The 23,301-nt window shown below is 65.6% G+C and carries 25 protein-coding genes, 1 tRNA gene, 1 pseudogene and 1 riboswitch; of the genes and pseudogenes, 11 read left to right on the forward strand and 16 right to left on the reverse strand.

The genetic code is table 11. The annotated features are described in order from the left end of the window. Positions 1-135: 135 nt before the first annotated feature. Positions 136-795: a peroxiredoxin gene (locus tag ACVMB0_RS29505; protein ID WP_456754270.1), complete on the forward strand. Its 660-nt coding sequence runs from the start codon at positions 136-138 to the stop codon at positions 793-795. A gap of 21 nt (positions 796-816) precedes the next feature. Beyond that, entirely contained in the window at positions 817-2,280 is a 1,464-nt protein-coding gene (locus ACVMB0_RS29510; protein ID WP_456754269.1) for a cryptochrome/photolyase family protein, read from the forward strand. Here ACVMB0_RS29510 and ACVMB0_RS29515 read toward each other — a convergent pair. Further along, positions 2,264-3,136 (reverse strand): DMT family transporter, encoded by an 873-nt coding sequence (locus tag ACVMB0_RS29515; RefSeq protein ID WP_456754268.1) that lies wholly within the window; start codon positions 3,134-3,136, stop codon positions 2,264-2,266. The two genes, ACVMB0_RS29510 and ACVMB0_RS29515, sit on opposite strands and share 17 nt — an antisense overlap. Positions 3,137-3,462: 326 nt before the next feature. Beyond that, the gene (locus tag ACVMB0_RS29520; RefSeq protein WP_461348495.1) at positions 3,463-4,020 is read right to left on the reverse strand and encodes a hypothetical protein; all 558 of its coding nucleotides are present in this window, start codon (positions 4,018-4,020) and stop codon (positions 3,463-3,465) included. A 247-nt stretch (positions 4,021-4,267) separates the two neighbouring features. Here ACVMB0_RS29520 and ACVMB0_RS29525 point away from each other — a divergent pair, with 247 nt between their 5' ends. The 3 genes from ACVMB0_RS29525 (at position 4,268) to ACVMB0_RS29535 (ending at position 7,712) form a co-directional block, all read left to right on the forward strand. Further along, positions 4,268-4,495 (forward strand): hypothetical protein, encoded by a 228-nt coding sequence (locus ACVMB0_RS29525; RefSeq protein WP_456754266.1) that lies wholly within the window; start codon positions 4,268-4,270, stop codon positions 4,493-4,495. A gap of 84 nt (positions 4,496-4,579) precedes the next feature. Next, positions 4,580-4,771, forward strand: coding sequence for a hypothetical protein (locus ACVMB0_RS29530; protein ID WP_456754265.1), 192 nt, complete (start codon positions 4,580-4,582; stop codon positions 4,769-4,771). Positions 4,772-5,435: 664 nt separating this feature from the next. After that, positions 5,436-7,712: a cation:proton antiporter domain-containing protein gene (locus ACVMB0_RS29535; protein ID WP_461348496.1), complete on the forward strand. Its 2,277-nt coding sequence runs from the start codon at positions 5,436-5,438 to the stop codon at positions 7,710-7,712. Between the two features lie 37 nt (positions 7,713-7,749). Here ACVMB0_RS29535 and ACVMB0_RS29540 read toward each other — a convergent pair whose 3' ends face one another. Further along, on the reverse strand, positions 7,750-8,196 hold the full coding sequence (locus ACVMB0_RS29540; RefSeq protein WP_021080599.1) for a hypothetical protein: 447 nt from the start codon (positions 8,194-8,196) through the stop codon (positions 7,750-7,752). A gap of 213 nt (positions 8,197-8,409) precedes the next feature. Between ACVMB0_RS29540 and ACVMB0_RS29545 the strand changes: the two genes are divergently transcribed. Both ACVMB0_RS29545 and ACVMB0_RS29550 read left to right on the forward strand, forming a co-directional pair. Continuing rightward, positions 8,410-8,697, forward strand: coding sequence for a hypothetical protein (locus ACVMB0_RS29545; RefSeq protein ID WP_461348497.1), 288 nt, complete (start codon positions 8,410-8,412; stop codon positions 8,695-8,697). Between the two features lie 86 nt (positions 8,698-8,783). Continuing rightward, positions 8,784-8,860, forward strand: a tRNA-Arg gene (locus ACVMB0_RS29550). A 261-nt stretch (positions 8,861-9,121) separates the two neighbouring features. Here the strand turns inward: ACVMB0_RS29550 and ACVMB0_RS29555 are convergent. Then, positions 9,122-10,132, reverse strand: coding sequence for a helix-turn-helix domain-containing protein (locus ACVMB0_RS29555; RefSeq protein WP_461348498.1), 1,011 nt, complete (start codon positions 10,130-10,132; stop codon positions 9,122-9,124). A 158-nt stretch (positions 10,133-10,290) separates the two neighbouring features. On the opposite strand from ACVMB0_RS29555, the gene ACVMB0_RS29560 reads away from it, so the two are divergent. Then, on the forward strand, positions 10,291-11,418 hold the full coding sequence (locus tag ACVMB0_RS29560; protein WP_461348499.1) for an alkane 1-monooxygenase: 1,128 nt from the start codon (positions 10,291-10,293) through the stop codon (positions 11,416-11,418). Between the two features lie 45 nt (positions 11,419-11,463). Here ACVMB0_RS29560 and ACVMB0_RS29565 read toward each other — a convergent pair whose 3' ends face one another. From ACVMB0_RS29565 to ACVMB0_RS29590, 6 genes are all read right to left on the reverse strand, one after another. Next, positions 11,464-12,246 (reverse strand): class I SAM-dependent methyltransferase, encoded by a 783-nt coding sequence (locus tag ACVMB0_RS29565; protein WP_461348500.1) that lies wholly within the window; start codon positions 12,244-12,246, stop codon positions 11,464-11,466. 147 nt (positions 12,247-12,393) lie between these two features. Then, positions 12,394-12,765, reverse strand: a complete 372-nt coding sequence (locus ACVMB0_RS29570) for an SANT/Myb-like DNA-binding domain-containing protein (RefSeq protein WP_456754258.1) — start codon at positions 12,763-12,765, stop codon at positions 12,394-12,396. A 120-nt stretch (positions 12,766-12,885) separates the two neighbouring features. Then, on the reverse strand, positions 12,886-13,179 hold the full coding sequence (locus ACVMB0_RS29575; protein WP_456754257.1) for a hypothetical protein: 294 nt from the start codon (positions 13,177-13,179) through the stop codon (positions 12,886-12,888). A gap of 202 nt (positions 13,180-13,381) precedes the next feature. Next, entirely contained in the window at positions 13,382-13,807 is a 426-nt protein-coding gene (locus ACVMB0_RS29580) for a zinc-ribbon domain containing protein (RefSeq protein WP_461348501.1), read from the reverse strand. A gap of 134 nt (positions 13,808-13,941) precedes the next feature. Then, positions 13,942-14,394 (reverse strand): MaoC/PaaZ C-terminal domain-containing protein, encoded by a 453-nt coding sequence (locus ACVMB0_RS29585; protein ID WP_461348502.1) that lies wholly within the window; start codon positions 14,392-14,394, stop codon positions 13,942-13,944. Between the two features lie 150 nt (positions 14,395-14,544). Beyond that, positions 14,545-15,420, reverse strand: a complete 876-nt coding sequence (locus tag ACVMB0_RS29590) for a bifunctional 5,10-methylenetetrahydrofolate dehydrogenase/5,10-methenyltetrahydrofolate cyclohydrolase (protein WP_461348503.1) — start codon at positions 15,418-15,420, stop codon at positions 14,545-14,547. A gap of 15 nt (positions 15,421-15,435) precedes the next feature. Then, positions 15,436-15,515, reverse strand: a riboswitch (ZMP/ZTP riboswitch). A gap of 242 nt (positions 15,516-15,757) precedes the next feature. Here ACVMB0_RS29590 and ACVMB0_RS29595 point away from each other — a divergent pair. Then, positions 15,758-16,165 carry a hypothetical protein gene (locus ACVMB0_RS29595; RefSeq protein ID WP_456754253.1) on the forward strand — a complete coding sequence of 136 codons (408 nt, stop codon included), beginning with the start codon at positions 15,758-15,760 and terminating at the stop codon, positions 16,163-16,165. A gap of 72 nt (positions 16,166-16,237) precedes the next feature. On the opposite strand, the gene ACVMB0_RS29600 is transcribed toward ACVMB0_RS29595, so the two are convergent. The 3 genes from ACVMB0_RS29600 to ACVMB0_RS29610 all read right to left on the reverse strand — a co-directional run bounded on the left by ACVMB0_RS29600 (position 16,238) and on the right by ACVMB0_RS29610 (position 17,649). After that, positions 16,238-16,747 (reverse strand): hypothetical protein, encoded by a 510-nt coding sequence (locus tag ACVMB0_RS29600; RefSeq protein ID WP_461348504.1) that lies wholly within the window; start codon positions 16,745-16,747, stop codon positions 16,238-16,240. Between the two features lie 218 nt (positions 16,748-16,965). Then, complete coding sequence (locus ACVMB0_RS29605; protein ID WP_461348505.1) at positions 16,966-17,436, reverse strand: hypothetical protein; 471 nt, start codon at positions 17,434-17,436, stop codon at positions 16,966-16,968. Positions 17,437-17,496: 60 nt separating this feature from the next. After that, positions 17,497-17,649, reverse strand: a complete 153-nt coding sequence (locus tag ACVMB0_RS29610; protein WP_461348506.1) for a hypothetical protein — start codon at positions 17,647-17,649, stop codon at positions 17,497-17,499. 208 nt (positions 17,650-17,857) lie between these two features. On the opposite strand from ACVMB0_RS29610, the gene ACVMB0_RS29615 reads away from it, so the two are divergent. Further along, positions 17,858-18,241, forward strand: a complete 384-nt coding sequence (locus ACVMB0_RS29615; protein ID WP_461348507.1) for a VOC family protein — start codon at positions 17,858-17,860, stop codon at positions 18,239-18,241. Between the two features lie 75 nt (positions 18,242-18,316). Here ACVMB0_RS29615 and ACVMB0_RS29620 read toward each other — a convergent pair. After that, positions 18,317-18,758: pseudogene (locus tag ACVMB0_RS29620) on the reverse strand (hypothetical protein). A gap of 237 nt (positions 18,759-18,995) precedes the next feature. Between ACVMB0_RS29620 and ACVMB0_RS29625 the strand changes: the two are divergent. After that, the gene (locus tag ACVMB0_RS29625) at positions 18,996-19,346 is read left to right on the forward strand and encodes a GrlR family regulatory protein (RefSeq protein ID WP_456754248.1); all 351 of its coding nucleotides are present in this window, start codon (positions 18,996-18,998) and stop codon (positions 19,344-19,346) included. Between the two features lie 51 nt (positions 19,347-19,397). Here the strand turns inward: ACVMB0_RS29625 and ACVMB0_RS29630 are convergent, their stop codons facing one another. Both ACVMB0_RS29630 and ACVMB0_RS29635 read right to left on the reverse strand, forming a co-directional pair. Further along, positions 19,398-22,079, reverse strand: a complete 2,682-nt coding sequence (locus ACVMB0_RS29630) for a PAS domain S-box protein (RefSeq protein WP_456754247.1) — start codon at positions 22,077-22,079, stop codon at positions 19,398-19,400. A gap of 234 nt (positions 22,080-22,313) precedes the next feature. After that, a complete protein-coding gene (locus ACVMB0_RS29635) occupies positions 22,314-23,222 on the reverse strand; it encodes a DMT family transporter (protein WP_456754246.1) in 909 nt (302 codons plus the stop codon). Between the last annotated feature and the right edge of the window lie 79 nt (positions 23,223-23,301).

The raw sequence follows: 23,301 nt of genomic DNA on the forward strand, positions 1-23,301 counted from the left end.
TGGAATTCCACCCCAAAGGAGAAATGTTTCACCTTTTTTCAGAACCCGTTCACTTAAGCCTTTTCGCGTCCTATACTGGAACAGACCACCTCAAATACAAATTTATCCGCAACTTCAAAGGGATGAGGTAACATCATGGCACTTCAGATTGGCGCTGTCGCCCCCGACTTCGAAGCCGAGACGACCGAAGGAAAGATCAAGTTCCATGACTGGATCGGCAGCAGCTGGGCGCTTTTGTTCTCCCATCCGAAGGACTTCACCCCGGTCTGCACCACCGAGCTCGGCGCGCTGGCCCGCCTGAAGCCCGAATTTGACAAGCGCGGCGTCAAGCTGATGGGCCTGTCGGTCGACCCGGTGGATCGCCACGCCAAATGGTCCGAGGACATCAAGGAGACCCAGGGCGCCGCGCCGAACTACCCGATGATCGGCGACACCGATTTCAACGTGTCGAAGCTCTACGACATGCTGCCGGCCTCGACCTCGGGCGATCCCCTCACCCGCACCGCCGCCGACAACCAGACCGTCCGTAACGTCTTCATCATTGGCCCCGACAAGAAGATCAAGCTCGTGATGGTCTATCCGATGACCACGGGTCGGAACTTCCACGAGATCCTGCGCTCGATCGACTCGCTGCAGCTCACCGCCAAGCATCGCGTCGCCACCCCGGCCGACTGGAAGCAGGGTGAGGATGTGATCATCGCGGGCTCCGTCAACAACGACGAGGCCAAGACGATCTATCCGCAGGGCTGGAAAGAGCCGAAGCCTTATATCCGCATCGTGCCGCAGCCGAAGTAACGGCCGGAACGACGAGGTCGAGTGGCAAGGACACAGCCCGTTATCGTCTGGTTCCGCGACGATCTGCGGCTGTCGGACCACCCGGCCCTGCACGAGGCAGCCAGCCGCGGCGCTCCCGTGGTTGGCCTCTACGTTCGTGACGAAGCTAGCCGCGCTCTGAGAGTTCCGGCCGCGCGTCTCCTCGGGGGTGCGACGCGCTGGTGGCTGGCGCAGTCGCTGCGCGCGCTCAGCAAGAGCCTTGAGGCAATCGGTGGGCAGCTGGTGCTGCGCACCGGACCGGCCGCCTCCGTGATCACCACGCTGGCGCGCAAAACCAATGCCAGCGCCGTGTTCTGGAACCACATCGCGCAGGCGCCGCATCAAGCGGTTGCCGCCGACGTTGAATCGGCGCTCGCAAGTGATGGCATAGACTCGCAAATCTTGCCGGGCGACTTGTTGATCGAACCCAACGCGATCCGCAACAAGGACAACCGCGGCCTGCGCGTGTTCACGCCATTCTGGCGGCGCGTGCAGGGGCTCGGCGATCCGCCCAAATCGCTGCCAGCACCGAAGCAGCTGACATCGATCGGCGGCGTCGCGAGCGAAGACCTCGACGATTGGCAGCTTGAGCCGACCCGGCCCGATTGGGCCGGCGGCCTGCGCGAGACCTGGACACCGGGCGAAGCTGCGGCCCAAGCCCGGCTGAAGGCCTTTCTCGACGACGGCATCCGCGGCTACACCGATGACCGCGACCGACCCGACCGCGACGGCACCTCGCGCCTGTCGCCGCATCTGCGCTTCGGCGAGATCAGCCCGCGACAGATTTGGCACGCCGCGCGCTTCGCCGCCGCCGAGCACCCACGTCTGGCCGGCGACATCGACAAGTTCCTCAGCGAGCTCGGCTGGCGCGAGTTCTGCCGCCATCTCCTGTTCGACGTTCCTGACCTCGCCGAGCAGAATTTGCAGGCGCATTTCGACGCCTTTCCGTGGAAACGAGACGCCAGTGCATTGAAGGCATGGCAGCGCGGCCTGACCGGCTACCCGATCGTCGACGCCGGCATGCGCGAGCTCTGGCACGCCGGCGTGATGCACAATCGGGTGCGGATGGTGGTGGCCTCGTTCCTGGTCAAGCATCTGCTGATCGACTGGCGCGCCGGCGAGCAATGGTTCTGGGACACGCTGGTCGATGCTGATGCCGGCTCCAACCCGGCGAACTGGCAATGGGTCGCCGGCTCCGGCGCCGATGCCGCGCCCTATTTCCGCGTCTTCAATCCGGTCCTGCAGGGCGAGAAGTTCGATCCCGACGGCGCCTATGTCAGGCGCTGGGTGCCGGAACTGGCGCAGCTCCCCGACAACCTGGTCCATCAGCCCTGGACCGCGACGCCGATCGAACTCGCCAGCGCCGGCGTCGAGCTCGGCAAGACCTACCCGCAGCCGATCGTCGATCACAAGCAAGGCCGCGAGCGGGCGCTTGCGGCTTATGCGAAGATTAGGCGCGGCGATTGACCAGCAGCACCGCCGCGGCGCAGGCGGCCATGCCGGCAATCGCGACTGCGTCGAGCTTCTCGCCGAACAGCACATAGGCCATCAGCGCCGTCACCGCCGGCACCAGGTAGAACAGGCTCGCGACGGAGGTCGCGGCATGGTGCCGGATCAGCCAGTACAACAGCCCGATCGAGCCGATCGACAGCGCGAACACCAGCCAGGCCAGCGCCAGCACGAACTCGCTGGTCCAATGCACGACATTGCTCTCGAACAGCCACGCGCCGATGCCGAAGAAGATCGTCACCGCGACGTACTGCACCAGATTGCCGGCGCGCCAGTCGATCGCATTGCAGTAGCGGCGCTGATAGAGCGTGCCGAGCGTGATCGAGATCAGCGAGACGCCTGAGGCAAGCCAGCCCCAGCCCGCCTCGCCCGTCATCGGACGGTTGTGCAGGATCAGCACGACGCCGGCGAGGCCGAGCACCAGCCCGCCCCATTGCAGCGGCGTGACGCGCTCGCCGAGCCAGCGGTTGGCGATGGTCGAGGTCAGGATCGGTTGCAGGCCCGGGATCAGCGCCGAGAGCCCGGCCGGAATCGAGTGCGCGATCGCAATCGCGGTGCCGCCGAGGTAGAAGCCGTGCACCAGGATGCCGGCCACCGCGCTATGGAAGATGCCGGCCCGGTCCGGCCATTTCGGCTGCGCCACCCCGGCGATGACAGCCATCACCACCACCACGAGCGCCATCCGGATCGCCAGATAGGTCAGCGGATCGGCATTGTTGATGACGTATTTGGTGCCGATGAATCCCGTGCTCCACAGCACGACAAAGATCGCCGGCGCCAGACGAGCGGCAGTTTCCTCGAAGCTCTTGTTCATTGCATCGTCATTGCCCGAACATGAGGCAGCCGGCAATCGCGAAGTTCGGCGGAGGCTGTGGACGCGCGCCAAGCACATTGTCGTCCCCGCGAACGGGGCAATCGCAGACGGCTGCGGCCACATCTCATAGCGCAGCGTGCGTCATAGCGCAGGGTGAGGCACGCCCGCGCAATTTCTGGATAATATGCCGCTGATTTGCCCGAGCTGATTTGCCCGACATGTCAGGTGGCCATGTCGCAAGCCGGCAAGCCGACGGCTCCTTTGCATGGGGTTGTTTTCGATATTTTGGCAGCGACACCATCTGCCGGGCAGCGGCGGCCTCCCCATCACCTGAGGTGATACTTCCTGCCGTTGGTGTTCGGGTCGCTATTGTCGCTTGTCGAGAACATCAGGGCGGGACCGAAATAGTTCCAGGTATCCCGATAGAACGCGAAGCGGCCGGCGCCCTTGTCGATGATCTCCTGCTGGACGCTGTTTGCCGGGCCGAGCAGCTTGTCGTCCTCATACAGCCGGGCGGCCTCGAGCGCGCCGTCGACATATTTGACGGGGATGAGATACGCATGTCCCTTGTAGAGGCGGAAGGCACCGCGGATGAGACTCGGATCGAGCGGGCTCGCAGGAACCAGATAAAGCGCAGCGCTCGACATCAGCGCAAAAAAAGCTGATCCGATCAGGACACGCGCACTGGACGAAATCCTGAACGGCACCTTGCCGGGCTCTTGCTTGCCGGGCCGCCCGTCATTGGCGGCGTCTGCTCTCGTCGCGTAGAGCTGATAGGAATCGGTCAAGCCCTGCTCGAGTCCGTCACGAAAGCCGATCTGGTAGGACACGCGTCCGCATAGCGCGAACAGCAGGATCAAAGCGAGAAGCAATGTGATCAGCATGAGGTGACGCCAATTGGTGTGACGGCCGGGATTGTCGACTTACCTAGCGGTTCGGGACGTCAAAATCCATTCCCTGCGCGGGGCTTCCGGTTCCCGAGGCTGCGCTGCCATGCCGGACGAACCTGAGCTGCATGGTACAGCAACGTCTCTCCCGTCCTGACCTGCCGGATTTAGGAACGCCGCCCGGCGCCCAGGCGTTTTTGACACGCAGGCTGGCGACACGAGCCGCCCGCAGCGAGGATACCCGATGCCCTATGCGCTGTTCGATCGTGACCGGCAAATCGACGAGGCTTTTCCGACCGAGAAGCAGGCTTGGGAGCATGCGTTGACGTCCGGCCTGATCTTCGACGTTCCGGTCGCGGACGAGGCGCCGGGCATGGTGATTCCGGCCGGCTATCACATGAAGCAGATTCCCGGCGACGGTGAAGTGTGCACCCCCGCGCCCGAGTGGAACCTGCCGAAGGAAATTTCGTGATCGGCCGACGGCCGGGATGCCGCTTGCGATCGCGGAGTCACGCAACACGTAACGGCGACCAGACCAGCAATCCAGGATGAGCGTATGGCCGAAACCGGCAAGTATTTTCGCGTTCGCTGCGTCGACAACACCCTACAGCGGGACACGCTCGCGCTCGGCCGCGTCTATGACGTGACCAGGGATATCGAACGTGACGGTTACTACGAGCTCGGCGGATTGGGTCGCTTCAGCCGCTCCAGGTTCGAGGTCGTCGAGCCTGATGACGACGAGGAATAGACAGCAAATACCGGGCGTTGGGACGGCACCTCGCAAATCCGTGATCGATGCCACCGCTGATTGCCTTCATTTGGGCACCTCCCGGGAACAGCCTGCCTGGCAGCGACAGCCAAAGGCTGCGACCGCAGGGGGTGCCTGCAAGTGCCGCATCAATCCCGCACTGCGATGCAAGACGTCGATCTGCGCAATTTCGCCCGGGTCATCTCGGCCTGTACCCTCGGGCTTTGGGCATTTGCGGCCGGCCTCCTGATCGGGACTTTCGTGCTCTGGTGATTGCCTGACTTCAGGATTGCCCGTCATTGGCGGACACGCCGCCCCTTAGCTGCCGCTCAGGTGGTGCGCGGCGACGAACAAAGCGAGCGCGCTCAGCACCAACGCTGACGTGGCACCGGCAACGGTCCGTGCCAGTTCTGCCTTCGAAAGATTGGATCTGGTTGCCATCACAGCCTCCCGTGCGCGCGAGCTGAGCCAAGACCGCTCGGCGGTCAGGCTCGCTCATGAAGATCATCGCATCATGAGGATGAACGCATCGTGAGCAAAACGAACTGCGCGCGCCGTCGGTTCCAAAATGACCGCTGGTGGATCGCTTTCGGAAAGCCGGCGTTGACCGCACGCGGCCAGGGGTGGAGCGAGCCGCGCTGGAATGTTCGGAATCGGAGAGGCAATGGCGATCCGCAGGCGGCGGCTTCAACCGACGATCTGGGCGGTCATCATCCTGCTTGCGACCGTCACGGTAGCCGGCGCCGAAGGCGGCAAAGCGGGCAAGCCGTCCGAGTTCATCCTGCTCGTCCAGATCGCGCTGCTGATCGCAGTCGGCCGCGGCCTCGGCGAGTTGATGCAGCGGATCGGCCAACCCTCCGTGATCGGCGAACTGCTCGGCGGCCTGTTGCTCGGCCCCTCGCTGTTCGGCTGGCTATGGCCGTCAGCCCATGACGTCGTCTTTCCGCCGTCCGGCGAGCAGAAGGCGCTGATCGACGGCATCGCGCAGATCGGCATCCTGCTGCTGCTCCTGCTGACCGGCATGGAGACCGACCTCAAGCTGGTGCGCAAGGTCGGCCGCGCGGCGATGACGATCTCGATCGCGGGCATCGCGGTGCCGTTCGCCTGCGGCTTTGCGCTCGGCGAAGTCTTGCCGCAGAGCCTGCTGCCGCACCCCGAGGCGCGGTTGATCGCCGCGCTGTTCCTCGGCACCGCGCTGTCGATCTCCTCGGTGAAGATCGTCGCCGTCGTGGTGCGCGAGATGAACTTCATGCGCCGCAATGTCGGCCAGATCATCGTCGCCAGCGCGATCATCGACGACACCATCGGCTGGATCATCATCGCCGTCATCTTCAGCCTCGCCTCGCGCGGCACGCTCGATGTGCTGTCGGTCGCGCAGGCGCTCTTCGGCACCCTCGCCTTCCTCGCCGTCAGCTTCACGATCGGCCGCCGGCTGGTGTTCCGGCTGATCCGCTGGGCCAACGACAATCTGGTCTCGTCGGCGGCGGTCATTACCGCAATCCTGCTCCTGATGAGCGGGATGGCTGGCATCACGCATCTGATCGGCGTGCATACCGTGCTCGGCGCCTTCATCGCCGGTGTGCTGGTCGGGGAATCCCCGATCCTGACCCGGCAGATCGACGAGCGGCTGCGCGGGCTGATCTCCAGCCTGTTCATGCCGGTGTTCTTCGGGCTCGCCGGGCTGAGCGCCGACCTCACCGTGCTGAAGGATCCGTCGGTGCTGTCGCTCACCGCCGCGCTGATCCTGATCGCGAGCATCGGCAAGTTCGGCGGTGCCTTTGCCGGCGGCGCGCTGGGCGGGCTGACCCGGCAGGAATCCTATGCGCTGGCGAGCGGCATGAACGCGCGCGGCTCGACCGAGGTGATCATCGCAACCATCGGCCTGGCGATGGGCGTGCTGAGCCAGACCCTGTTCTCGATGATCGTGACCATGGCGATCCTGACCACCATGGCGATGCCGCCGATGCTGCGCAACGCGCTGATGCGGCTGCCGCTCGGCAAGGAGGAGAAGGAACGGCTGGAGCGCGAGGAATATGAGCAGCGCGGCTTCGTCGCCAATCTCGAGCGGCTGCTGCTCGCGGTCGACCAAAGCACCAACGCGAAATTCGCCGCGCATCTTGCCGGGCTGCTCGCCGGCGGCCGCGGGCTGCCGATCACGGTGCTGCATGTCGGGGCGCATGCCAAGCTGCCGGAGCAGAACCATACCGACGCGGAGAGCCCGGAGGCCACGGTGATCAACGCGGCCAAGATCAGCGCCGAGGCCAGCGCTGAGGCCGACGCCGACGGCGGCGGCAATGTCGACGTCATCAGCCGCGCGCCCGAAGAGACGGCGGCGGAGGCGATCGCCGAGGAAGCCAAAAAGGGCTTTGACCTGCTCGTGGTCGGCATGGACGCGGTCGCGGGCCCCGATGGCGGCTTCGACCGGCGGATCAATGAGCTGACCTCTGGGTTCGACGGCCCGCTGGCGATCGCCGCCGCCAAGGGCGTACACGCAGACGAGCCGGCAGCGAATGCGCGCAAAATCCTGGTGCCGGTCTCGGGCAGCAACGTCTCGCGGCGCGGCGCCGAGGTCGCGATCGCGCTGGCGCGTCTCGCCAGCGAACCGTTGCAGGTGGTCTATGTCTCGACCACCCGCGACAGGGGCGCCCGCCGCTCCAGCCCCAGCATGTCGCTGGCGCCGGAGGAAGCGATCCTGAAGGACATCGCGGCGACCGCGGCGCGCTACGACATCAATGTCGCGACCCGGCTGCGCGCCAACACCGCGCCCGAGGTCGCCATCTTGCAGGAGATCACAGCAAGCGGGGCCGACCTGGTCGTGATCGGCGTCGACCGCATCCAGGGCGACAGATTGAATTTCGGCAGCGTCGCGGCCGCCGTGCTCGGCAAGGCGAAGGCCTCGGTGCTGCTGGTGTCGGGCGGCGACGTCAGGCCCAAGACTTAAGGCAAAGAGCTGAGGGAGATCCCGAGGGCGCCCGCGCCTACCACTCTTCCGGACAGGGATCGACGATCTTCCAGAGATCGACCCCGTTCTTGATCTTCTTCATCTCGGTGGTCAGCCCGCCATTGCGGCGGATCCAGTCCTTCACCGTATCGGGATAATAGGACATCAGGTCGGATGTGCCCTCGAGGCTGGTGACCTTGATGCCGAAGGTGAAGGCCTTGTCGTAATAGGCCTGGTGGAAGCCGATGCTGGCCTTCGGCGTCACGCAGATCTTGTTCAACGGCACGATGCCGAACACCAGCGTGCAGGCCGAGTTGCAGATGCCGTCGATCACGACGCGCTCGCGGCGGTCGCGGATCTGCTTGTACTTGGCCTTGTACTCCTCGACATAGCCGCCATGATCGCGCGTGATGTGCAGCACGGCCCGTGCCGGCGTGACCGCCAGGACCGAGAGCAGCAGGGCGACAAGGGGCGTGATGCGCATGAAATGTTCTAAACCGAGGGAAAGACGGCCCGGGCGGACCTGACCGCAAGACTCTGGCCGGACTGTGTTGGCAATCCGTTAAGCATCCGCAAAAAGGCAAAATTTGGCGCGCTGTGGCTGATTTCCCGCAGCTTTCGGCCCCGATTCCGGGTTAAATGATGGCTTGGGACCGGCCGAGAAGCCGATTCCAGCGTGAATGCCCGGAGGCCGCCAATGACCAAGACCAAACTTTTCGCCGCGCTCGTCCTGACTGTTTCCCTGGCCGTCCCGGCCCTGACCCCCGCAGTTGCCGCCGACCTCACGGCCTATCCGCACCACCGGCATCACCACTACCGGCACGCTTATTACGGCCTGCCCTACCACATCAGCTACCTGCACAATTACGGCCCCGGCCCGTCCCCAGGCAGCTTCGCCTATTACGACGGCCCGTCGACCAACAAGTGCTACCAGGGCTCGGCCGCCTATATCGGCCAGGACCGCCGCCGGCATCCCTGCTTCTGAGGCTCCGCGACAGGCCGGTGGGGCAACGGGACGCTAAGGCGTCCCGGCTGGCCCTGTCAGCGCAAGTCTGATAATCGACCCGCAACGCGCTCGTAGCTCAGCTGGATAGAGCATCGGATTTCGATTCCGAGGGTCGGGAGTTCGAATCTCTCCGAGCGCGCCATTGGTCAGACGGCAGCCACGAAACCATTTTCAGCAGCCGACGAAACCGGGCGGAAACATTTGGCCGCTAGCCTTCCCCAAATAATCAAAGAAATTGCGGGGAAGTGTCATGATGGAAGTGACCATTGTCGCGCTGCTGCTGCTCAGCGCCGCCGTGTTTTGTGCCCACGCCTACGACGCCCTGCATACGCATTGAGGGGACCGGCGTAGCTCGTTCCGCGTGCTGTCCGCGAGGTTTCGGGCCCGCGCGAACCGCGGCCTGCTATCCCCGCGCGGCCCTCTCCCCAAACCACCGCCGGCACGCCCGGCTGAAGCTCGTCGCGTCCGTGTAGCCCAGCGCCGCCGCCATCTCGTCGCGTGACTGGGTGCCTGCCGCGAGCATCGCCTTCGCGCGCTCGCGCAGCACGGCGTCGAGCAGCGGGCGGAAGGCGACGTCGGCCTCCGCGAGCCGCCGCACCAGGGTGCGGCGCGAGGTGCCGATCAGGCGCGCGGCCTCTTCCTCGCCGAGGCGATGCGGCAGGCGCGATGCGATCAGGTTCTCGACGGCCCGCGTCAGCGCCTCGGCATCCGAGCGCGGCCTCTCGATCGCCTCGAGCGCTTCGATCGCCTTGGCGTGCAATTCCGGATCGGCAAACGGCGACGCCCGACCGCAAAGCTCCTTCGGCACATCGAAGCGGAAGGCGGCTGCGTTGAACTTCACCGCGCAGGCAAAATGCGGCGCCAGCCGCTCCGCTCCGGCGGGCGGAGCCCAGGGAAATTCAAGCGTCGCCTGCCCGATCGCGTCCTCGAGCAGCTGCACATACACCGCGTGCACGTTGAGGCTCACTGCCAGCGCCACGGCGCGCCAGAGCGGGTCGTCCATCGCAACGGCAGGCGTAATCTCGATCTGGATTGCGTGCGCGGTCCGGCGCAGTCGGTTGCGGATGAAAGGCGCGCGGGTCGACCCGAAGCGTGCGCCGATGCTCAACGCGCCTTCGATGGTCGGCGCCGTCCGGGTCGCGACGTCGAGTGCCCCTTGCAGCGACGTCGACCACACCGCCGCGGCCGACAGCGGCCACAGCTCGCCATGCGCCCGGGTGATGTTGGCGGCGAGCATCACCAGCGACGACACCGGCATGTGCGCGCCGGGCTGGTCGAGCGCATCCTGCTGGATTGCCGTGCCGGCCAGCAGCTCGTCGCGCTCGCTCCGCGTCTTGCCGAAGCTGCGCACCAGCGCCCGCGCGTAGGCGGCGGACACCGGCGTGCGAAGGGCATCGGCCTCCGATCCCTGCATTGTGTCGGCACCCTCCCTCGCGAACGTCCGGCCGAACAGGCTTGGCGCAAAATGCCACAAATTTGGCCTGTTGGGAACTGGCGGCGCAGGCCTGCCTCGCGGCATGCTCCGCACTACAACGGCGAATGCCGACTCGAAGCGATGCTGGAGGGAATGCGATGATCTTCAAAGGCACCAATGCGGCCGGCGAACCGGTCGAATACCGGGACGGCAAACGTTATCTGTGGATGCTGTCATTCATCCCGCCGCTGATCCCGCTGCTGTCGTACTGGTGGTATCTGCAGACGCACGATCCGCTGGTGACGCTGATCCCCTTCGTCTTCATCTTCATCCTGATCCCGCTGCTCGACGTCGTGTTCGGCGAGGATACCCACAATCCCCCGGCGGAAGTCGTCGCCGCGATGGAGGCCGATCCCTATTACCTGCGGCTTGCGCGTATCACCGTGGTGTTTCCCTGGATCAACTACGTCGCCCTGATCGCCTTCTTCGGCACCCAGGAATTGCCGTGGTGGTCCTACGTCGCGCTGCTGCTCGGCGTCGGCACCATCAATGGCGGCGCGCTCCTCATCGGGCACGAGCTCGGCCACAAGGCCGACCGGCTCAACATCCTGTTCGGCATGCTCGCCAACTGCGCGGTCGGTTACGCGCATTTCCGCGTCGAGCACAATCGCGGTCATCACACCTGGGTCGCGACCCCCGAAGATCCAGCCAGCGCGCGGTTCGGTGAATCGATCTATGCCTTCGCAACCCGCGAGCTGCCGGGCGCCTTCAGGCGCGGCTGGCGCAACGAGGCCGAACGGCTGACGCGGCGCGGCGAGCCGGTGTGGTCGGTCAACAACGAGATCCTGCAGGGCTTTGCGCTGACGCTCGTCGTCGCCGCCATCCTGATCGCGCTGTTCGGCTGGAAGGTCGCGCCGTTCATCGTCGCGCACCACTTCCTCGGCTGGTACGCGCTGACCCAGGCCAATTATGTCGAGCACTACGGGCTGTTGCGCGAGAAGCTGCCGAACGGCCGCTATCAGGCAGTCGAGCCGCGCCACTCCTGGAACACCAACCACATCGTCTCGAACCTGATGACGTTCCATCTGCAACGCCATTCGGATCATCACGCCAACCCGATGCGGCCCTACCAATCGCTGCGCGATTTCGAGGACATCCCGCGGCTGCCGAACGGCTACACCGGCATGTTCGGGCTCGCCGCGATCCCGTGGCTCTGGTTCCGCGTGATGGACCCGAAGACCCTGGCCTGGGCCGGCGGCGACAAGGGCAAATTGAATCTGGGTTAGCGGCCGGCGACGTCGCGATCGCACGATCGCCCGGCTTCTCCGTTCCTACGGCTGCGCCTGACGGCGCTTCATGGCGCCGATGCCGAGGAACGAGCCGTTGACGGACGGATACTGGCTGGTGAACTCGACCATATCGAAGCTCGGCGCCTCGAACTGCTTCAACGCCGTCCAGAGCAGTGTCGTATCCGGGCAGGCCTGGGAATGGATGTCGTGATGCACGATGATGCCGGCATGGGTGCGCACCAGCAGGTGATCCTGCAACGCGCCGCGCAGGCTGTGGTCGCCGTCGATGAAGACGAGGTCGGGCTTCAGCTGCTCGACATGCGCCGCCACCAGCGGCGAGGTTGAAAAGTCCTGTATGTAGATCGGCTCGACAGCGGCCTGCTGTTGCAGCAGATCGAAATAGCTCGAGATGAACGGCGTCGGCGCGATCGGATCGAGCGCGATCACCGTCTTGAGGTCGGCACCGCTGGTCCTGAGCCATTCCGTAACCAGGATGAACATGCCGCCCCAGCGGCAGCCGATCTCCATGTAGGAGGAAACGCCGGAGGCGTTGCGCGCAAGCCAGGCCAGATAGGGCGCGAGCTGGCTCGGATACTGCCAGAGGTGGAGGCCCCTGCCGAAATACGGCGCAAGCTCGGGCGGCTGCTCGCGCAGCAGCTCGTCATTGAGCCCCAGCGCAGGGATGAACTCCCGTTCGAGGAATTCCACATCCAGCCGCTGTGCCGGGGTCAACGCCGCGATGGTGCCGATCGCCTCGCGAACGAACGGCGCAAGATCGGCGAAACGCTGGTACCGGTCGGCTGGAGCAAACTGGGCGGTGAGCATCGGCGCAATCACACGGACGGCTGGAGGGACACGCGGAGACCCCGGTCATCGCGCCTCCGATGATTGAACGGATGGGATAGCCGTCTCGGGCGCGAAATCTCGCAGACGACTCAAACAATCCTGGCGCGAACCGTTGCTGCGCTGACTTCAGCCGCTCGGAATCTTCCGCCGCACCGCCTCCGTGCCGGCATCGGTGACGCGGTATCGACGGCCCAACTCCGGGACGATCCAGCCCTTCTCGATCATTCCGGCAATGGTGCTCGGGCCGACGCCCGCGGGAAACGAACGGCGGTTGCGGATCGCGTCGATCGCGACCCGCTCGAGATGGGTCGCGACATGCGACGGGCGGGCGCGAAACGCCTTGGCCATGATAAGGACGGACAGCACCTCGGCGCGCCGCCGCACCGCCGATGCGCTGCGGGTCAGTTCGTTGCTGATCTCCAGTGCATTCTTGCCGGCCCTGGCGAGCTCTCTGAGCTTGTCGTCCTCGTCAGGGCTCCAGCGCCGCACAATCCCCATCTGCCCCTCACCGCCTGGATACCCACCTCGAACCGATGCATACGCAGGCGGCGCTGATTTTCTTGAGGAGACGTCGGAGACTGTCACCATCAAGAGAGCCGATCGTCGACGTTGCTTCACTTAGTGCTTGCTGGGTTCGAGCGCGATGAGCACGCCGGTCGGCTCGGGCTCGTGCGGCCGCAGCGATGTCAGCTCCGGGTCGCTCCATTCGGCAAGGCTCACCACCTCGCCGGTCTGTCCTGACATGTCGGAGCTCTGCGCGGGTTCGAGCACCTTGAGGCCGCTGGTATCGACGAAGAACGTGTGCTCGCCGAACACGCTGTTGAGTTGCGCCACGGCGGGATGATCATCCGGAAGCACCTGCGCGTTCAGTTGCGTCATGGTCTGTTTGACTTGGGTGGAATTAAGCTTCATCCGCTGCTCCTTCTTTTGGTTCCGGCCCTGAATGTTTCCCTGGCTGGCTCCTCCCGGCCCGCACCCCGCGTCTGGGGGCTTCAAGGTCTCGAACCGATCAGGCCACGAAACGTTCCGCCCGCGCGACGCATTGACCGCAGGCGCGCGGGTTCCCGGTGCATCGACGTGAGAGGTGCGGCGCGGCGTCACACCTGCCCGCCACTCATGTGGCGGAAGACTTCTTCTTCCCGGCGAGCCCATCCAGATGCACGCGGCGCGCGGCGGATTTGCGTGCGCGCTCCTTGGTGCGGCAGGCCCGGCAGCGCACGGCCGTGGTGAACACGTCACCCTTGGCGGTCTCGTACCACCATTTCTGCTGCAACGGCGTCCAGACCTCGGCCACGCCGCAGTCCTTGCAGACGAAGGGCTCGGGCCGATAGGTGCCCCGCAAGACGAAATCGGGTGTCGAATAGCTGTTCGAGGGCGCAAGCGCGCTCGTCAGCACGGCAACCTCGTCGCGCGCCAGCGCGATCTTGTAGTCGCGCTGGCGACGCTGCTCGGCAGCCTTCTGCGCCTGCAGGCGCAGCCATTCGTCGGCCTTGCGCCGTTTCGCTTCGATTTCCCCGCGCTTCTGCCTGTTGCTTTTCACGTCCGCGCCACATCGTCGAACCGAATGCTCCGGCGGCCAGACGCGGCAGCATCAAAGATGCGCTTCAGTTCGGCCGCAGGTTTGCCATGGTAGCCGCGGCATTGCCGAGCGGCCAGACCAATCCGGGCGAAAACCTATGCCCGCTCCCGCTCCGCCGGCCGCATGTGGATCAGCGCGTCGAGCACGAGGACAAGAACCGGCCGCTGCTCGTCATTGACCAGCTCGGTCTTGAAGATCACGACGGCATCGCGCCGCTCCGGCCTGATGGTGATCTTCTGGATCTCCGATTGGCCAGTCAGCGTGGCTCCCGGGCGGACCGGGCTCGGCAGGCGTATCTCGAAGCTCCGTCCGACGATGCCCGCCACCTTGCTCCAGATCGCCTCCACGACCAGCCGCTGATAGATCGCGATGGTGTTGAAGCCGCTCGCGATCAGGCCGCCGAACGGACCCGCCGCAGCCGCGACGGGATCGGTGTGGATCGGCACCGGATCATATTTCCCGGCAAACTCCAGGATTTCGGCCTCGCCGATGGTGTAGCGGCCAAGCTTGAAGGTCATTCCCTCGGTGAGATCTTCCGCATACAGCATCGTGCTCCTCCGTGTGTCGCGCGACGATAGACCAATGCTGCAGGCTTTCCATTACCTGCGAGGTCATCAACTTCGCGCACGGAATATCCAAGCGGAGCCACGAGACGCGAGCAGCACCGACCGCTCGCGCATCGCTCCGAGCATCCTGCGCTATTGCAGCCGCGACGCCCTGGCCTTCACCCTCGCCTTGGCAGCCTTCACCGTGTTCTCCATCAGGCAGGCGATGGTCATCGGGCCGACGCCGCGCGGCACCGGCGTGATCGCACCGGCGACCTGCACCGCTTCATCGAAGGAGACGTCGCCGCACACCGCGTAACCGCCGTCCGGCTTCTCGACGCGCGTGGTGCCGACGTCGATCACGATGGCCTGCGGCTTGATCCAGTCGCCGCGCACCAGGCCCGCCTTGCCCACCGCGCTGACCAGGATATCGGCCTGACGGCAGATCCGGCTGATGCCGCGGGTGTGGATGTGGGTCTGTGTCACGGTCGCCTGCTCCTGCAGCAGCAGCGCGGCCATTGGCTTGCCGACGATATTGGAGCTGCCGATCACCACGGCATGAGCGCCGGTGAGATCCGGTCGAATCGACTTGATCAGCCGGAGGCAGCCGAGCGGCGTGCACGGCACCAGCGCATCGTCGCCGTGAAACAGCCGGCCGGCGTTCAGCGCGTGCAGGCCGTCGACATCCTTCGCGGGATCGACCGCCGCCATCACGCGCAGCGCGTCGATATGCGCCGGCAGCGGCAGCTGGATCAGGATGCCGTCGATATCGTCGCGCGCATTGAGCCCCTCGATCCTGGCCAGCAGATCGGCCTCGCTGCAATCGTCCGGCAGGCGTTCGACCGCGCCGTGCAGGCCGAGCCGCTCGGCCATCCTGACCTTGCTCTGCACATAGATCTGGCTCGCCGGGTCGCAGCCGACCAGCACGACCGCAAGCCCCGGCGCGCGCGGCAGCCGGTCAAGTTCACTGGCAATTTTGTCGATGACAATCCGGGCATGGGCATGCCCATCGAGAAGTTTCGCCGTCATGGCACCTCCGTTTCGAAGCGGTGCCCAGGCGCGCGGCGTTCAGTCTCTGCGCTCCCCGATGGTGGTCCATCCAAGCGCCAGTCGCGCAGATGGCGTGGTCATAGCCGCCCCGCCCGGCAAAGGCAAATCATGCTCCCCTGGCTGATATCCCTTGGCGCTTCCCGGCTGCCGCAAAGCGACGATTTGCCCGTATTTTCCCCGGTGGATCGGTGCAGCACGGATCGCGTCTGGGGGTAGGATTCGGGCAAGACTTGCGATAAGCCTCGGCGCTTGCCGGGCTTTTCCGATCCCCGGCGCCATCCTTCCGGTTATCACGCCCATTTCGGACATTTTCACCATGAGACATATCATCCTCGCGCTGGCGCTCCTCTGCCCGGCTGCCGCGCTTGCTCAGGGCACCACTCCAGCCCCGGCGCCCGCCGACAAGCCGGCGGCGGCGACCCAGCCGATGGTCGGCGACAAGCCGCTGGTCCAGGTCGGCAAGAAGCAGGCCGCCAGGAAGGGCGAGAAGCCGCCCGCTGCCGGCAAGCCGCAATCGGTGGCGCAGAAGCTCCAGGCCTGTCAGGACATCGACGACGCCACCAAGGAGCGGCTGATCTGCTACGACGAGATCTTCAAGCCGCAGCCGAAGCCGACGGCCACCCCTGCCAAGGGCGTCAACGAATGCCGCTTCGTGAAGGAAGAGGACGAGCGGCTGACCTGCTACAACGGCTTCGCCGACAAGATTCCGCGCCTGCCGCGCTAAGCGCGCCGATCGACACATGAAAATGCCGCCGCAAGTGTTTGCGGCGGCGTGTCGATTGCCGAAGCGGCCCTGCTACCAGGTGCCGAAGCCGCCGAAGAAGCCCATGCGCGGCTGCTGCTGCGCGACACGGTAGGGCTGATACATGCCGGGCTGGGCCAGCCGCATCGGCTGCTGCGGATGGGCATGGTAACGCGCGACCTTGCGCTTCTTGGGTGCCTGCGGCTGGGCCTGAACCGGCTTCGCCTCGGCCACGACCTTGTTCGCGTCAGCCTTTTCCGGCGGGATGAACTCGGCAAATGTGTTGCGGACGCGGGCCTGCGCGTCGCCGGCAACCGACGGGGCCGCTGCGGCAACCGCATTGACCTGCGCCGGCACGATGGTCGGCAGGCTGGTGTCATACACCACCCGCTCCGGCAATTTCTGGGCCGACCTGATGCGCACCATGGTCTTGTCGACGCCCGGCGACGAGACGGTCTGGCTTTGGCCGGGAATCGTGGCCTCCTGCGGCACCACGGCGTTGACGACGAAGAGCAGCGCCAGCAGCACGCCACCGACATACAGGAAATAACGCGCCACAGGCATCTTGGTAGCTCCCCCCGCGCACCGGGCGCGGTTCATCTCGGCGCGACGACATCAGTCATCGCGCGGGCGAAATCGTCGTCTGCGCATGATCACCCGGATAGTCGCCATCCCGCGCTTCCGGGTCGTTCTCTAACGGTCGGCTTATTAGTTAGTTCCTGCCTCGCCGTTGCGGTTCACCCGGGAAGTCAATTCCCAGTCACTTTTTCGAGATGCAGGGTTTAGGCGCGACTGGCGGTCACGACCGTACATTTCGCCTTGTTCGCGTTAACATTGACGAACCCGATTAACATCCGGGGATAGGTCTTGCGGCTCCTCATGCCGATGGTATCCGGGATCAGCCGCTTGCGCTCGGTCATGGGGCTGCCGTCCCGACGGATGAAGGCGCAGGCGATCTCGATATCCTTGACCGCGAAATCATTGGCGTTGCGCAGCGTCAAGGTGACCAGCGCCTTCGAACCCAGCCCACCGCGCTGAAAAGATTGCGAGGCGATCCGCAGCTTGTCGAGCGGCGACCGCTCGACGCCCGGCGCGGACGGCCTCGTCTCCTCCGCCGGCTGCGCTGTGGCCACGCCGACCGTGGCCGGCTCATCTGCGGCTGTGGCCGGCGCATCCTTGCGCGCGTCCCTGGGCGAATCCTTGGGCGCATCCTTGGCAGTCTGGGCGGGCGCGTCCGCCGCGGTGCGGACCATGGCGGGTGACACCGGCGAGGCATCCTGGTCGCCGGCGTCGCTGGGCTCGGGGAGCATGAACTAGGCGCCAATCCCGGCGAGCGCGATCAGCGGCAGCAGCAGGCTGGCGTAGAAGCCGCCCTCACCAAGACGTCCGGCGGCCATCCTTCGAAACGACGCCAGGCCGATCCGCATCGTCGTGCCCTCACCCTCGACGCCCGATCGCGCCGCCACCCATAAAGCAGGTCTGTAGAGACGGCCGCAGGTCGAGCGGCCACGCGAGAACAATCGCCAACCATCGGAATGGTTTCATCCCGGGACGACAATCTTGCGATTGCTCGGGCGGAGGGATGGCATCCCAGGCGGCCGATCGCTAAATTCGCGCCGCCCGAGAGCGAGTGCCGCGTTCCCAAGCCGCGCGAGAACAACAAGGAGTTTCGCAATGCCCGTCGTCACCTGGGACCACGTCCATCTGCGCAGTCCCGATCCCGAAGCCACCGCGACCTGGCTGCGCGACGTTCTCGGCGGCGAGATCATCCGTGGGCCCGGCCGTATCGATGTCCAGCTCGGCGGCGCCAAGGTCTTCATCGCCGAGGTGACGCAGGGCGACGGCGTCAACGCGCCGCCGGTGACGCCCTATCAGGGGCTCGATCATTTCGGGCTGACGGTGAAGGACATCGACGCGGTCGCGGCCGAGATCAAGGCCAAGGGCGTCGAGTTCACCAAGGAGCCGACCACGATCCGCCCCGGCGTGCGGATCTGCTTCATCCGCGGACCGCAGGGCATCTCGATCGAACTGCTCGAGCGCGACAAGAAGTATGCGTGAGATCTCTCCGCGTCATCCCCGCGCAAAGGCATCATCTTTGCGCAGGGGATGACGCGGATCTGGCCGCGTCTAGCGTTACGTCATGCTGCCCGGCATGAAGCAGCGGATCGTCACGCCCATGTAGCTCTTGATCGGCCACACCATGGCGCGGGCCGGCGCGGTTGGGCTCGGTGACCACGGCTTCGTCGGGGACGTCGATCCAGGCCCCTTCGAGGCGCACGCGATAGTGTCCGTCCTTGGATTCCCAATCGACATCGCTGACCGCACTGCCGTCGGCATCGGAGCAGCACGGTCCCTTGCCGCTGCGCAGACTGTCGAACCATTCCTTGAGCGGCGAATTGGCGTAGCGGCCGTCGGGATCGCGCGCCTGCGCCAGCTGCGCCGCGGCGACCGATGCAAACGCAACCAGACCAAGCGGCAAAGCCACGCGGATCCGACGTTTGCGACGGCGGGTCAGAGTTCCGGGATCGTCATACCGGCCCGCCGAGCGGCCGCCAGCTTCCATCCTGTCTTTCATGTATGTTGCTCCAGCACCACCGGCCAGTGCAACCAGAGCTATGCATTTCGCGGGCCAGTTCGATTCGCGCGCACGGTCCGCTGTCATCGCGCCGTCACACCGCCTGGCAGGAACCGAGGGTTCATGGTCACTCCGGATACCCCCGGAATCAACCTGCCGCATTGCACGAGGTTGCTCGCTTTGGCATAAAAAACCAACCCGGATTGCTGCGGGCACGGCAGCCGGCCATGGGACATTATGAAGAACGGGCTGTACTCAATCCACGTTACCCTGCTGGACGGACGCGTCGGCAAGGGCAGCGGAGTGATTCTTTTCCGCGACGGCCAGATTTTGGGCGGCGACGCCTATCTGTATTACACCGGCAGCTACACGGTGAAGGGCGACGTGTTCAAGGGCGAGATCCTCGTGCAACGCCACACCACGCCGCGCGACACCGACAACCCGCTGTTCGGCGGACCGGCACCGGTCGGCATCGGCGTGTCCGGCACCTTCACCGACACCCGCGGCAACATGAGTGGAACCGCGCTGGTCGGCAAGGCGAGCCTGATCTTCGGCGCAACGCTGCACTGGCTCGCGGATATCAATTAGCGCCCAAAGCTGTCAGGCCGTCATGCTGAGGGGGCCGCAACGCGTCCCGCCCTACTCCGCGGCCTGCTCCAGCGGCGCGACGCGCGGCAGGATCATCTGGATCCGGGTGCCGTTGCCCGGGGCGGAATCGAGAGAGAGCCGGCCGCCGAGGCGCGTGGTGACGATGCTGTAGACGATATGCAGGCCGAGCCCGGTGCCGCCCTGGTCGCGCCGCGTCGTGAAGAACGGATCGAAGGCGCGGCGGCGAACGTCCAGGCTCATGCCGCAGCCATTGTCGGCGAAGATCACCTCGACATAGTCGTTGCCGGAGGCGTGCACCTGGATCTCGACCTCGCCGGCCTTGCCGTCCGGGAACGCATGCGCGACCGCGTTGAGGAACAGATTGGTCAGCACCTGGCCATACGGTCCGGGATAGGAGTTCATGATCAGGTTCGGCTCGCAATCGACGTTGAGCGTCAGATTGTGCTTGCGCAGGCCGGGCCGCAAACTCATCACCACCTGCTCGGTGAGGTCGCCGAGATCGAAGGTGCGCTGATCCGAATAGTTGCGGTCGGCGGCGACCTGCTTGAACGACTGGATCAGCTCCGCGGCGCGGTTCAGATTGGCGACCAGCTGCGAGGAGGCATCCCGCGCGGTGTTGAGGAAGTCGTTGAGGCTCGACCGCCTGAGGTCGCCGCGCTCGACCTGGGCGGCGAAATTCGCGGTCTTGCGCTCCAGCGCGGACGCCACCGTCAGGCTGATGCCGACGGGGTTGTTGACCTCATGCGCGACGCCGGCCACCAGGCGGCCGAGCGCGGCGAGCTTCTCGGCCTCGATCAGCGAATTCTGGGTTTCCCGGAGATTGCGCAGCGCCGCCTCCGCCGAATCCCTCGCCTTGCGCATCTCCTGCTCGGAGCGCTTGCGTTCGCCGATATCGAGCGCGACCGTGACGATGTTCTCGATGTCGCCCTGCGAGTCCAGGATCGGCAGCTTGTTGACCAGCCATTGCCGCATGTTGCCGGCGGCGTCCTTGTACTCTTCTTCGTAGAAGCCGAGCTCGCGGCGCGCCGACAGCACGCGCTTGTCGTTCTCGTCGGTCTTGGCCGCGCCGTAGCGCGCCATCAGCTCGGCGGTGGTCTGCCCGATCGCGTCCTGCGGCTCGATGCCGAAGATGCCCGCCATGTAGCGGTTCATCAGCACGTAGCGCAGCTCGTGGTCCTTGACGTTGATGACGGCGGGCACCGTGTCGATCACCATCTGGAGCAAGCGTCGGCCTTCGGCGATCGCATCTTCGGCACGCTTCTGGTCGGTGATGTCGCGCACCGTACCCTCGTAGCGCACCACCTCGCCCTCGTCGTTGCGCACCACGGTCGCGGAATCCGACAGCCACAGCACCGTGCCGTCGCTCGAGCGCACCTGATACTCGTAGTCGCGCACCGTGCCGTCGCGCTGCATCAACTGCATGTATTGCTCGCGCGCCGCCGGATCGACATAGACGGTGGTGGCGATATCGTCGATGCCCTTGATCAGGTCCTGCGGCGTGGCATAGCCCATCATCCGCGCCAGCGCCGGATTGGCGTTGAGCAGCGTGCCGCCCGGCGTCGTGACGTAGATGCCCTCGACCGAGGCCTCGAACAGCTTGTGGTAGCTCTCCTCGGCGAGCCGCTGTTCGGCAAGAGCGCGCAGCGCCGCCTCGCGCGCGCTGTCGGCGTCGACCAGGGTCTGGCGGAACACCTCGGCGGCGCGCGCGATGTCGCCGATCTCGTTGTCGAGGTCGGCGCCGGGGATGAAGGCGCTCTTCTCGCCGCCCGCGACCTTGCGGATCGAGCCTGCGATCCGTGCGAGCGGCCGGACCGTGCGGCGAACCACCAGCACCGCGGCGAACAGCCCGATCAGCACGCCCGCCGTGCCGAGCACGATGCTCTGCCATTTGGCTTCAGCCAGCGTCCGCGCAAAATCGCGCGACAGCACATGGCCGCGACGGGAGCTGAGCTCGCGCAACAGCTCGGTGACCTTCTGAATCAACACGCCTTCGGCTCCGAGCACCTCGCGGTCGATGTCGGCGATCTGGCCCTCGCGGACCGCGATCGCGCTGATCGCCTCGGCATAATTGTCGACGGCGCTGCGCAGGGCTGGATCGGCGATGGTCATCGCCCGCATGCTCTGGGCGGCGTGCTCGGCGGCGGACGTGTTGTGCGCCAACAAAGCAGTCGCAATGCCGCTCTGGACCTGCGACAGCGCGTTGGCCAGCGCCGCATCATTGCTCGCGGCGACCGCGCGGTCGAACGCATCGCGCAGCGGCGGCAGCCCGGCGACGATCTCGGCGCGACGGCTGAGCAGCGCCGAGATCCGCTCGATCCCGTTGCGATAGGTCGCCAGCCGCTGCGTGACGCCGTCGATCATGTCCTGCTGCTCGGGCGCGAGCTCAATCCGGGTCTTCTTCAGGATCTCGCTCAGCGACTGGGCCGCCTGCGCGACCTGGGCCGACTGGTTGCCGGGCTCGGTGACGAAGTCCCGCGCCGCCAGCCGCAGCTCGTTGGTGCGGCGGTCGATATCCTCGGCGATGTCGCCGACGCTTTGCAGCCGCTGCAGCTCGGCAAAGGTCGTATCGATGTGGCGGATCGCGATCACGCTGGCAGTGGATGTGATGATAATCACAGCCAGCACCAGCAGGAAGCTGCCGAACGTCAGTTGGCCGATCGAGAGGGAGAACGCACGCGGCGCTTGCGAATTCGGCGGCAATTCAGCGGTCATGTCATCAAGGCCGGGGGTCCAATGCACCTCAATATACGGGAAATTACGGGGTTTGGGTAAACATGCTGACGGGCCCGGCCGGCCGGTGTGACCGGTGTCACCCCGCGGCCGCCGGTGACCGATTCCGGTACAGGGCGGCAAGCATCGTCCGGCGGCTGCTTGGTGCTGTCTCGGAAGTCGAAACTTCAGGCCGTGGCAGTCGTCCGCACCGGAATCGCCATCGCGGCGATGACGTCAGACTGTGGCGATCCTTCGCACCGGAATCGTCATCGCGGCGACGCCGATCACGACGCAGGCGAGCCCGATCCACGCCATGGGGCTGAGTCGTTCGCCGAGAAACGTCACGCTGAGCGCGACCCCGATCGGCACCCGCAAGTAAGCCTGCGCGGTGGTTCCGACCGAGCCCAGGGTCTGGATCAGGCGGAAGTAGATCGCGAAGGCGATCGCGGTCGAGAACACCGCCAGCGCCAGCAAGGCGAGCAGCGAGCTGATCGATGGCGCCAGCGTCCAGGGCTGTTCGACCGCGAGGCTGAGCGGGATCAGGATCGCGGCACCCGCGAGCAGCGAGCCCGCAGCCGGCGCCATTGGGTCGAGCCCCTTGAAGCCGCGGCTGAAGATCGCGGCACAGGCGTAGCAGATCGTGGCGGCAACGATCGCCACCTCGGCCACCATGCCTTGTCCGAGATCGCGGAAGGCGTCGACCCCGACGATCAGGCAGATGCCGGCCATGCCCGCGATCACCCCGAACAGCTTGCGCGGGCTGGCGGCCTCATGGCGGGTGATCGCAGCCGTGAACAGGAAGGTGAAGATCGGCGAGGCCGAATTGAGGATGGTGGCGAGCCCGGCATCGACGTAGCGCTCGCCCCAGGCGATCAGCGTCCACGGGATCACGCTGTTGAGGCAGGCCTGGAAGATGAAGCGGCGCCAGGTCATGCCATCCCCCGGCATCGAGACGCCGCGCATCCGCATGATGACGAGCAGCAGCAGCCCCGCGATCGCGGTGCGCGCCGCGATCAGCGTAATCGGCGGAATGGTCGCCACGCCGAGCTTGATCAAGGTATAGGAGCCGCCCCACAGGCTCGCGAGCGCGAGCAGCAAGGCCAGCTCGAAGGCCATGTTGGGCTGGCGTGGGGTCGTGGTCATTGGGCTGAGGATTCCGTCTCGGTGAAACGGAAACTACATCGCCGGAGTTGATGATATTTCGATATAGGCCGAAGTGTGA

The organism is Bradyrhizobium sp. USDA 4451, assembly GCF_054822585.1.

Excerpts from the sequence above, each read along its gene's own strand:
- ACVMB0_RS29505 (WP_456754270.1), top strand. The coding sequence starts at position 136 with ATGGCACTTCAGATTGGCGCTGTCGCCCCCGACTTCGAAGCCGAGACG.
- ACVMB0_RS29515 (WP_456754268.1), bottom strand. The coding sequence starts at position 3,136 with ATGAACAAGAGCTTCGAGGAAACTGCCGCTCGTCTGGCGCCGGCGATC.
- ACVMB0_RS29520 (WP_461348495.1), bottom strand. The coding sequence starts at position 4,020 with ATGCTGATCACATTGCTTCTCGCTTTGATCCTGCTGTTCGCGCTATGC.
- ACVMB0_RS29525 (WP_456754266.1), top strand. The coding sequence starts at position 4,268 with ATGCCCTATGCGCTGTTCGATCGTGACCGGCAAATCGACGAGGCTTTT.
- ACVMB0_RS29530 (WP_456754265.1), top strand. The coding sequence starts at position 4,580 with ATGGCCGAAACCGGCAAGTATTTTCGCGTTCGCTGCGTCGACAACACC.
- ACVMB0_RS29535 (WP_461348496.1), top strand. The coding sequence starts at position 5,436 with ATGGCGATCCGCAGGCGGCGGCTTCAACCGACGATCTGGGCGGTCATC.
- ACVMB0_RS29540 (WP_021080599.1), bottom strand. The coding sequence starts at position 8,196 with ATGCGCATCACGCCCCTTGTCGCCCTGCTGCTCTCGGTCCTGGCGGTC.
- ACVMB0_RS29545 (WP_461348497.1), top strand. The coding sequence starts at position 8,410 with ATGACCAAGACCAAACTTTTCGCCGCGCTCGTCCTGACTGTTTCCCTG.
- ACVMB0_RS29555 (WP_461348498.1), bottom strand. The coding sequence starts at position 10,132 with ATGCAGGGATCGGAGGCCGATGCCCTTCGCACGCCGGTGTCCGCCGCC.
- ACVMB0_RS29560 (WP_461348499.1), top strand. The coding sequence starts at position 10,291 with ATGATCTTCAAAGGCACCAATGCGGCCGGCGAACCGGTCGAATACCGG.
- ACVMB0_RS29565 (WP_461348500.1), bottom strand. The coding sequence starts at position 12,246 with ATGCTCACCGCCCAGTTTGCTCCAGCCGACCGGTACCAGCGTTTCGCC.
- ACVMB0_RS29570 (WP_456754258.1), bottom strand. The coding sequence starts at position 12,765 with ATGGGGATTGTGCGGCGCTGGAGCCCTGACGAGGACGACAAGCTCAGA.
- ACVMB0_RS29575 (WP_456754257.1), bottom strand. The coding sequence starts at position 13,179 with ATGAAGCTTAATTCCACCCAAGTCAAACAGACCATGACGCAACTGAAC.
- ACVMB0_RS29585 (WP_461348502.1), bottom strand. The coding sequence starts at position 14,394 with ATGCTGTATGCGGAAGATCTCACCGAGGGAATGACCTTCAAGCTTGGC.
- ACVMB0_RS29590 (WP_461348503.1), bottom strand. The coding sequence starts at position 15,420 with ATGACGGCGAAACTTCTCGATGGGCATGCCCATGCCCGGATTGTCATC.
- ACVMB0_RS29595 (WP_456754253.1), top strand. The coding sequence starts at position 15,758 with ATGAGACATATCATCCTCGCGCTGGCGCTCCTCTGCCCGGCTGCCGCG.
- ACVMB0_RS29600 (WP_461348504.1), bottom strand. The coding sequence starts at position 16,747 with ATGCCTGTGGCGCGTTATTTCCTGTATGTCGGTGGCGTGCTGCTGGCG.
- ACVMB0_RS29605 (WP_461348505.1), bottom strand. The coding sequence starts at position 17,436 with ATGGTCCGCACCGCGGCGGACGCGCCCGCCCAGACTGCCAAGGATGCG.
- ACVMB0_RS29615 (WP_461348507.1), top strand. The coding sequence starts at position 17,858 with ATGCCCGTCGTCACCTGGGACCACGTCCATCTGCGCAGTCCCGATCCC.
- ACVMB0_RS29625 (WP_456754248.1), top strand. The coding sequence starts at position 18,996 with ATGAAGAACGGGCTGTACTCAATCCACGTTACCCTGCTGGACGGACGC.
- ACVMB0_RS29630 (WP_456754247.1), bottom strand. The coding sequence starts at position 22,079 with ATGACCGCTGAATTGCCGCCGAATTCGCAAGCGCCGCGTGCGTTCTCC.
- ACVMB0_RS29635 (WP_456754246.1), bottom strand. The coding sequence starts at position 23,222 with ATGACCACGACCCCACGCCAGCCCAACATGGCCTTCGAGCTGGCCTTG.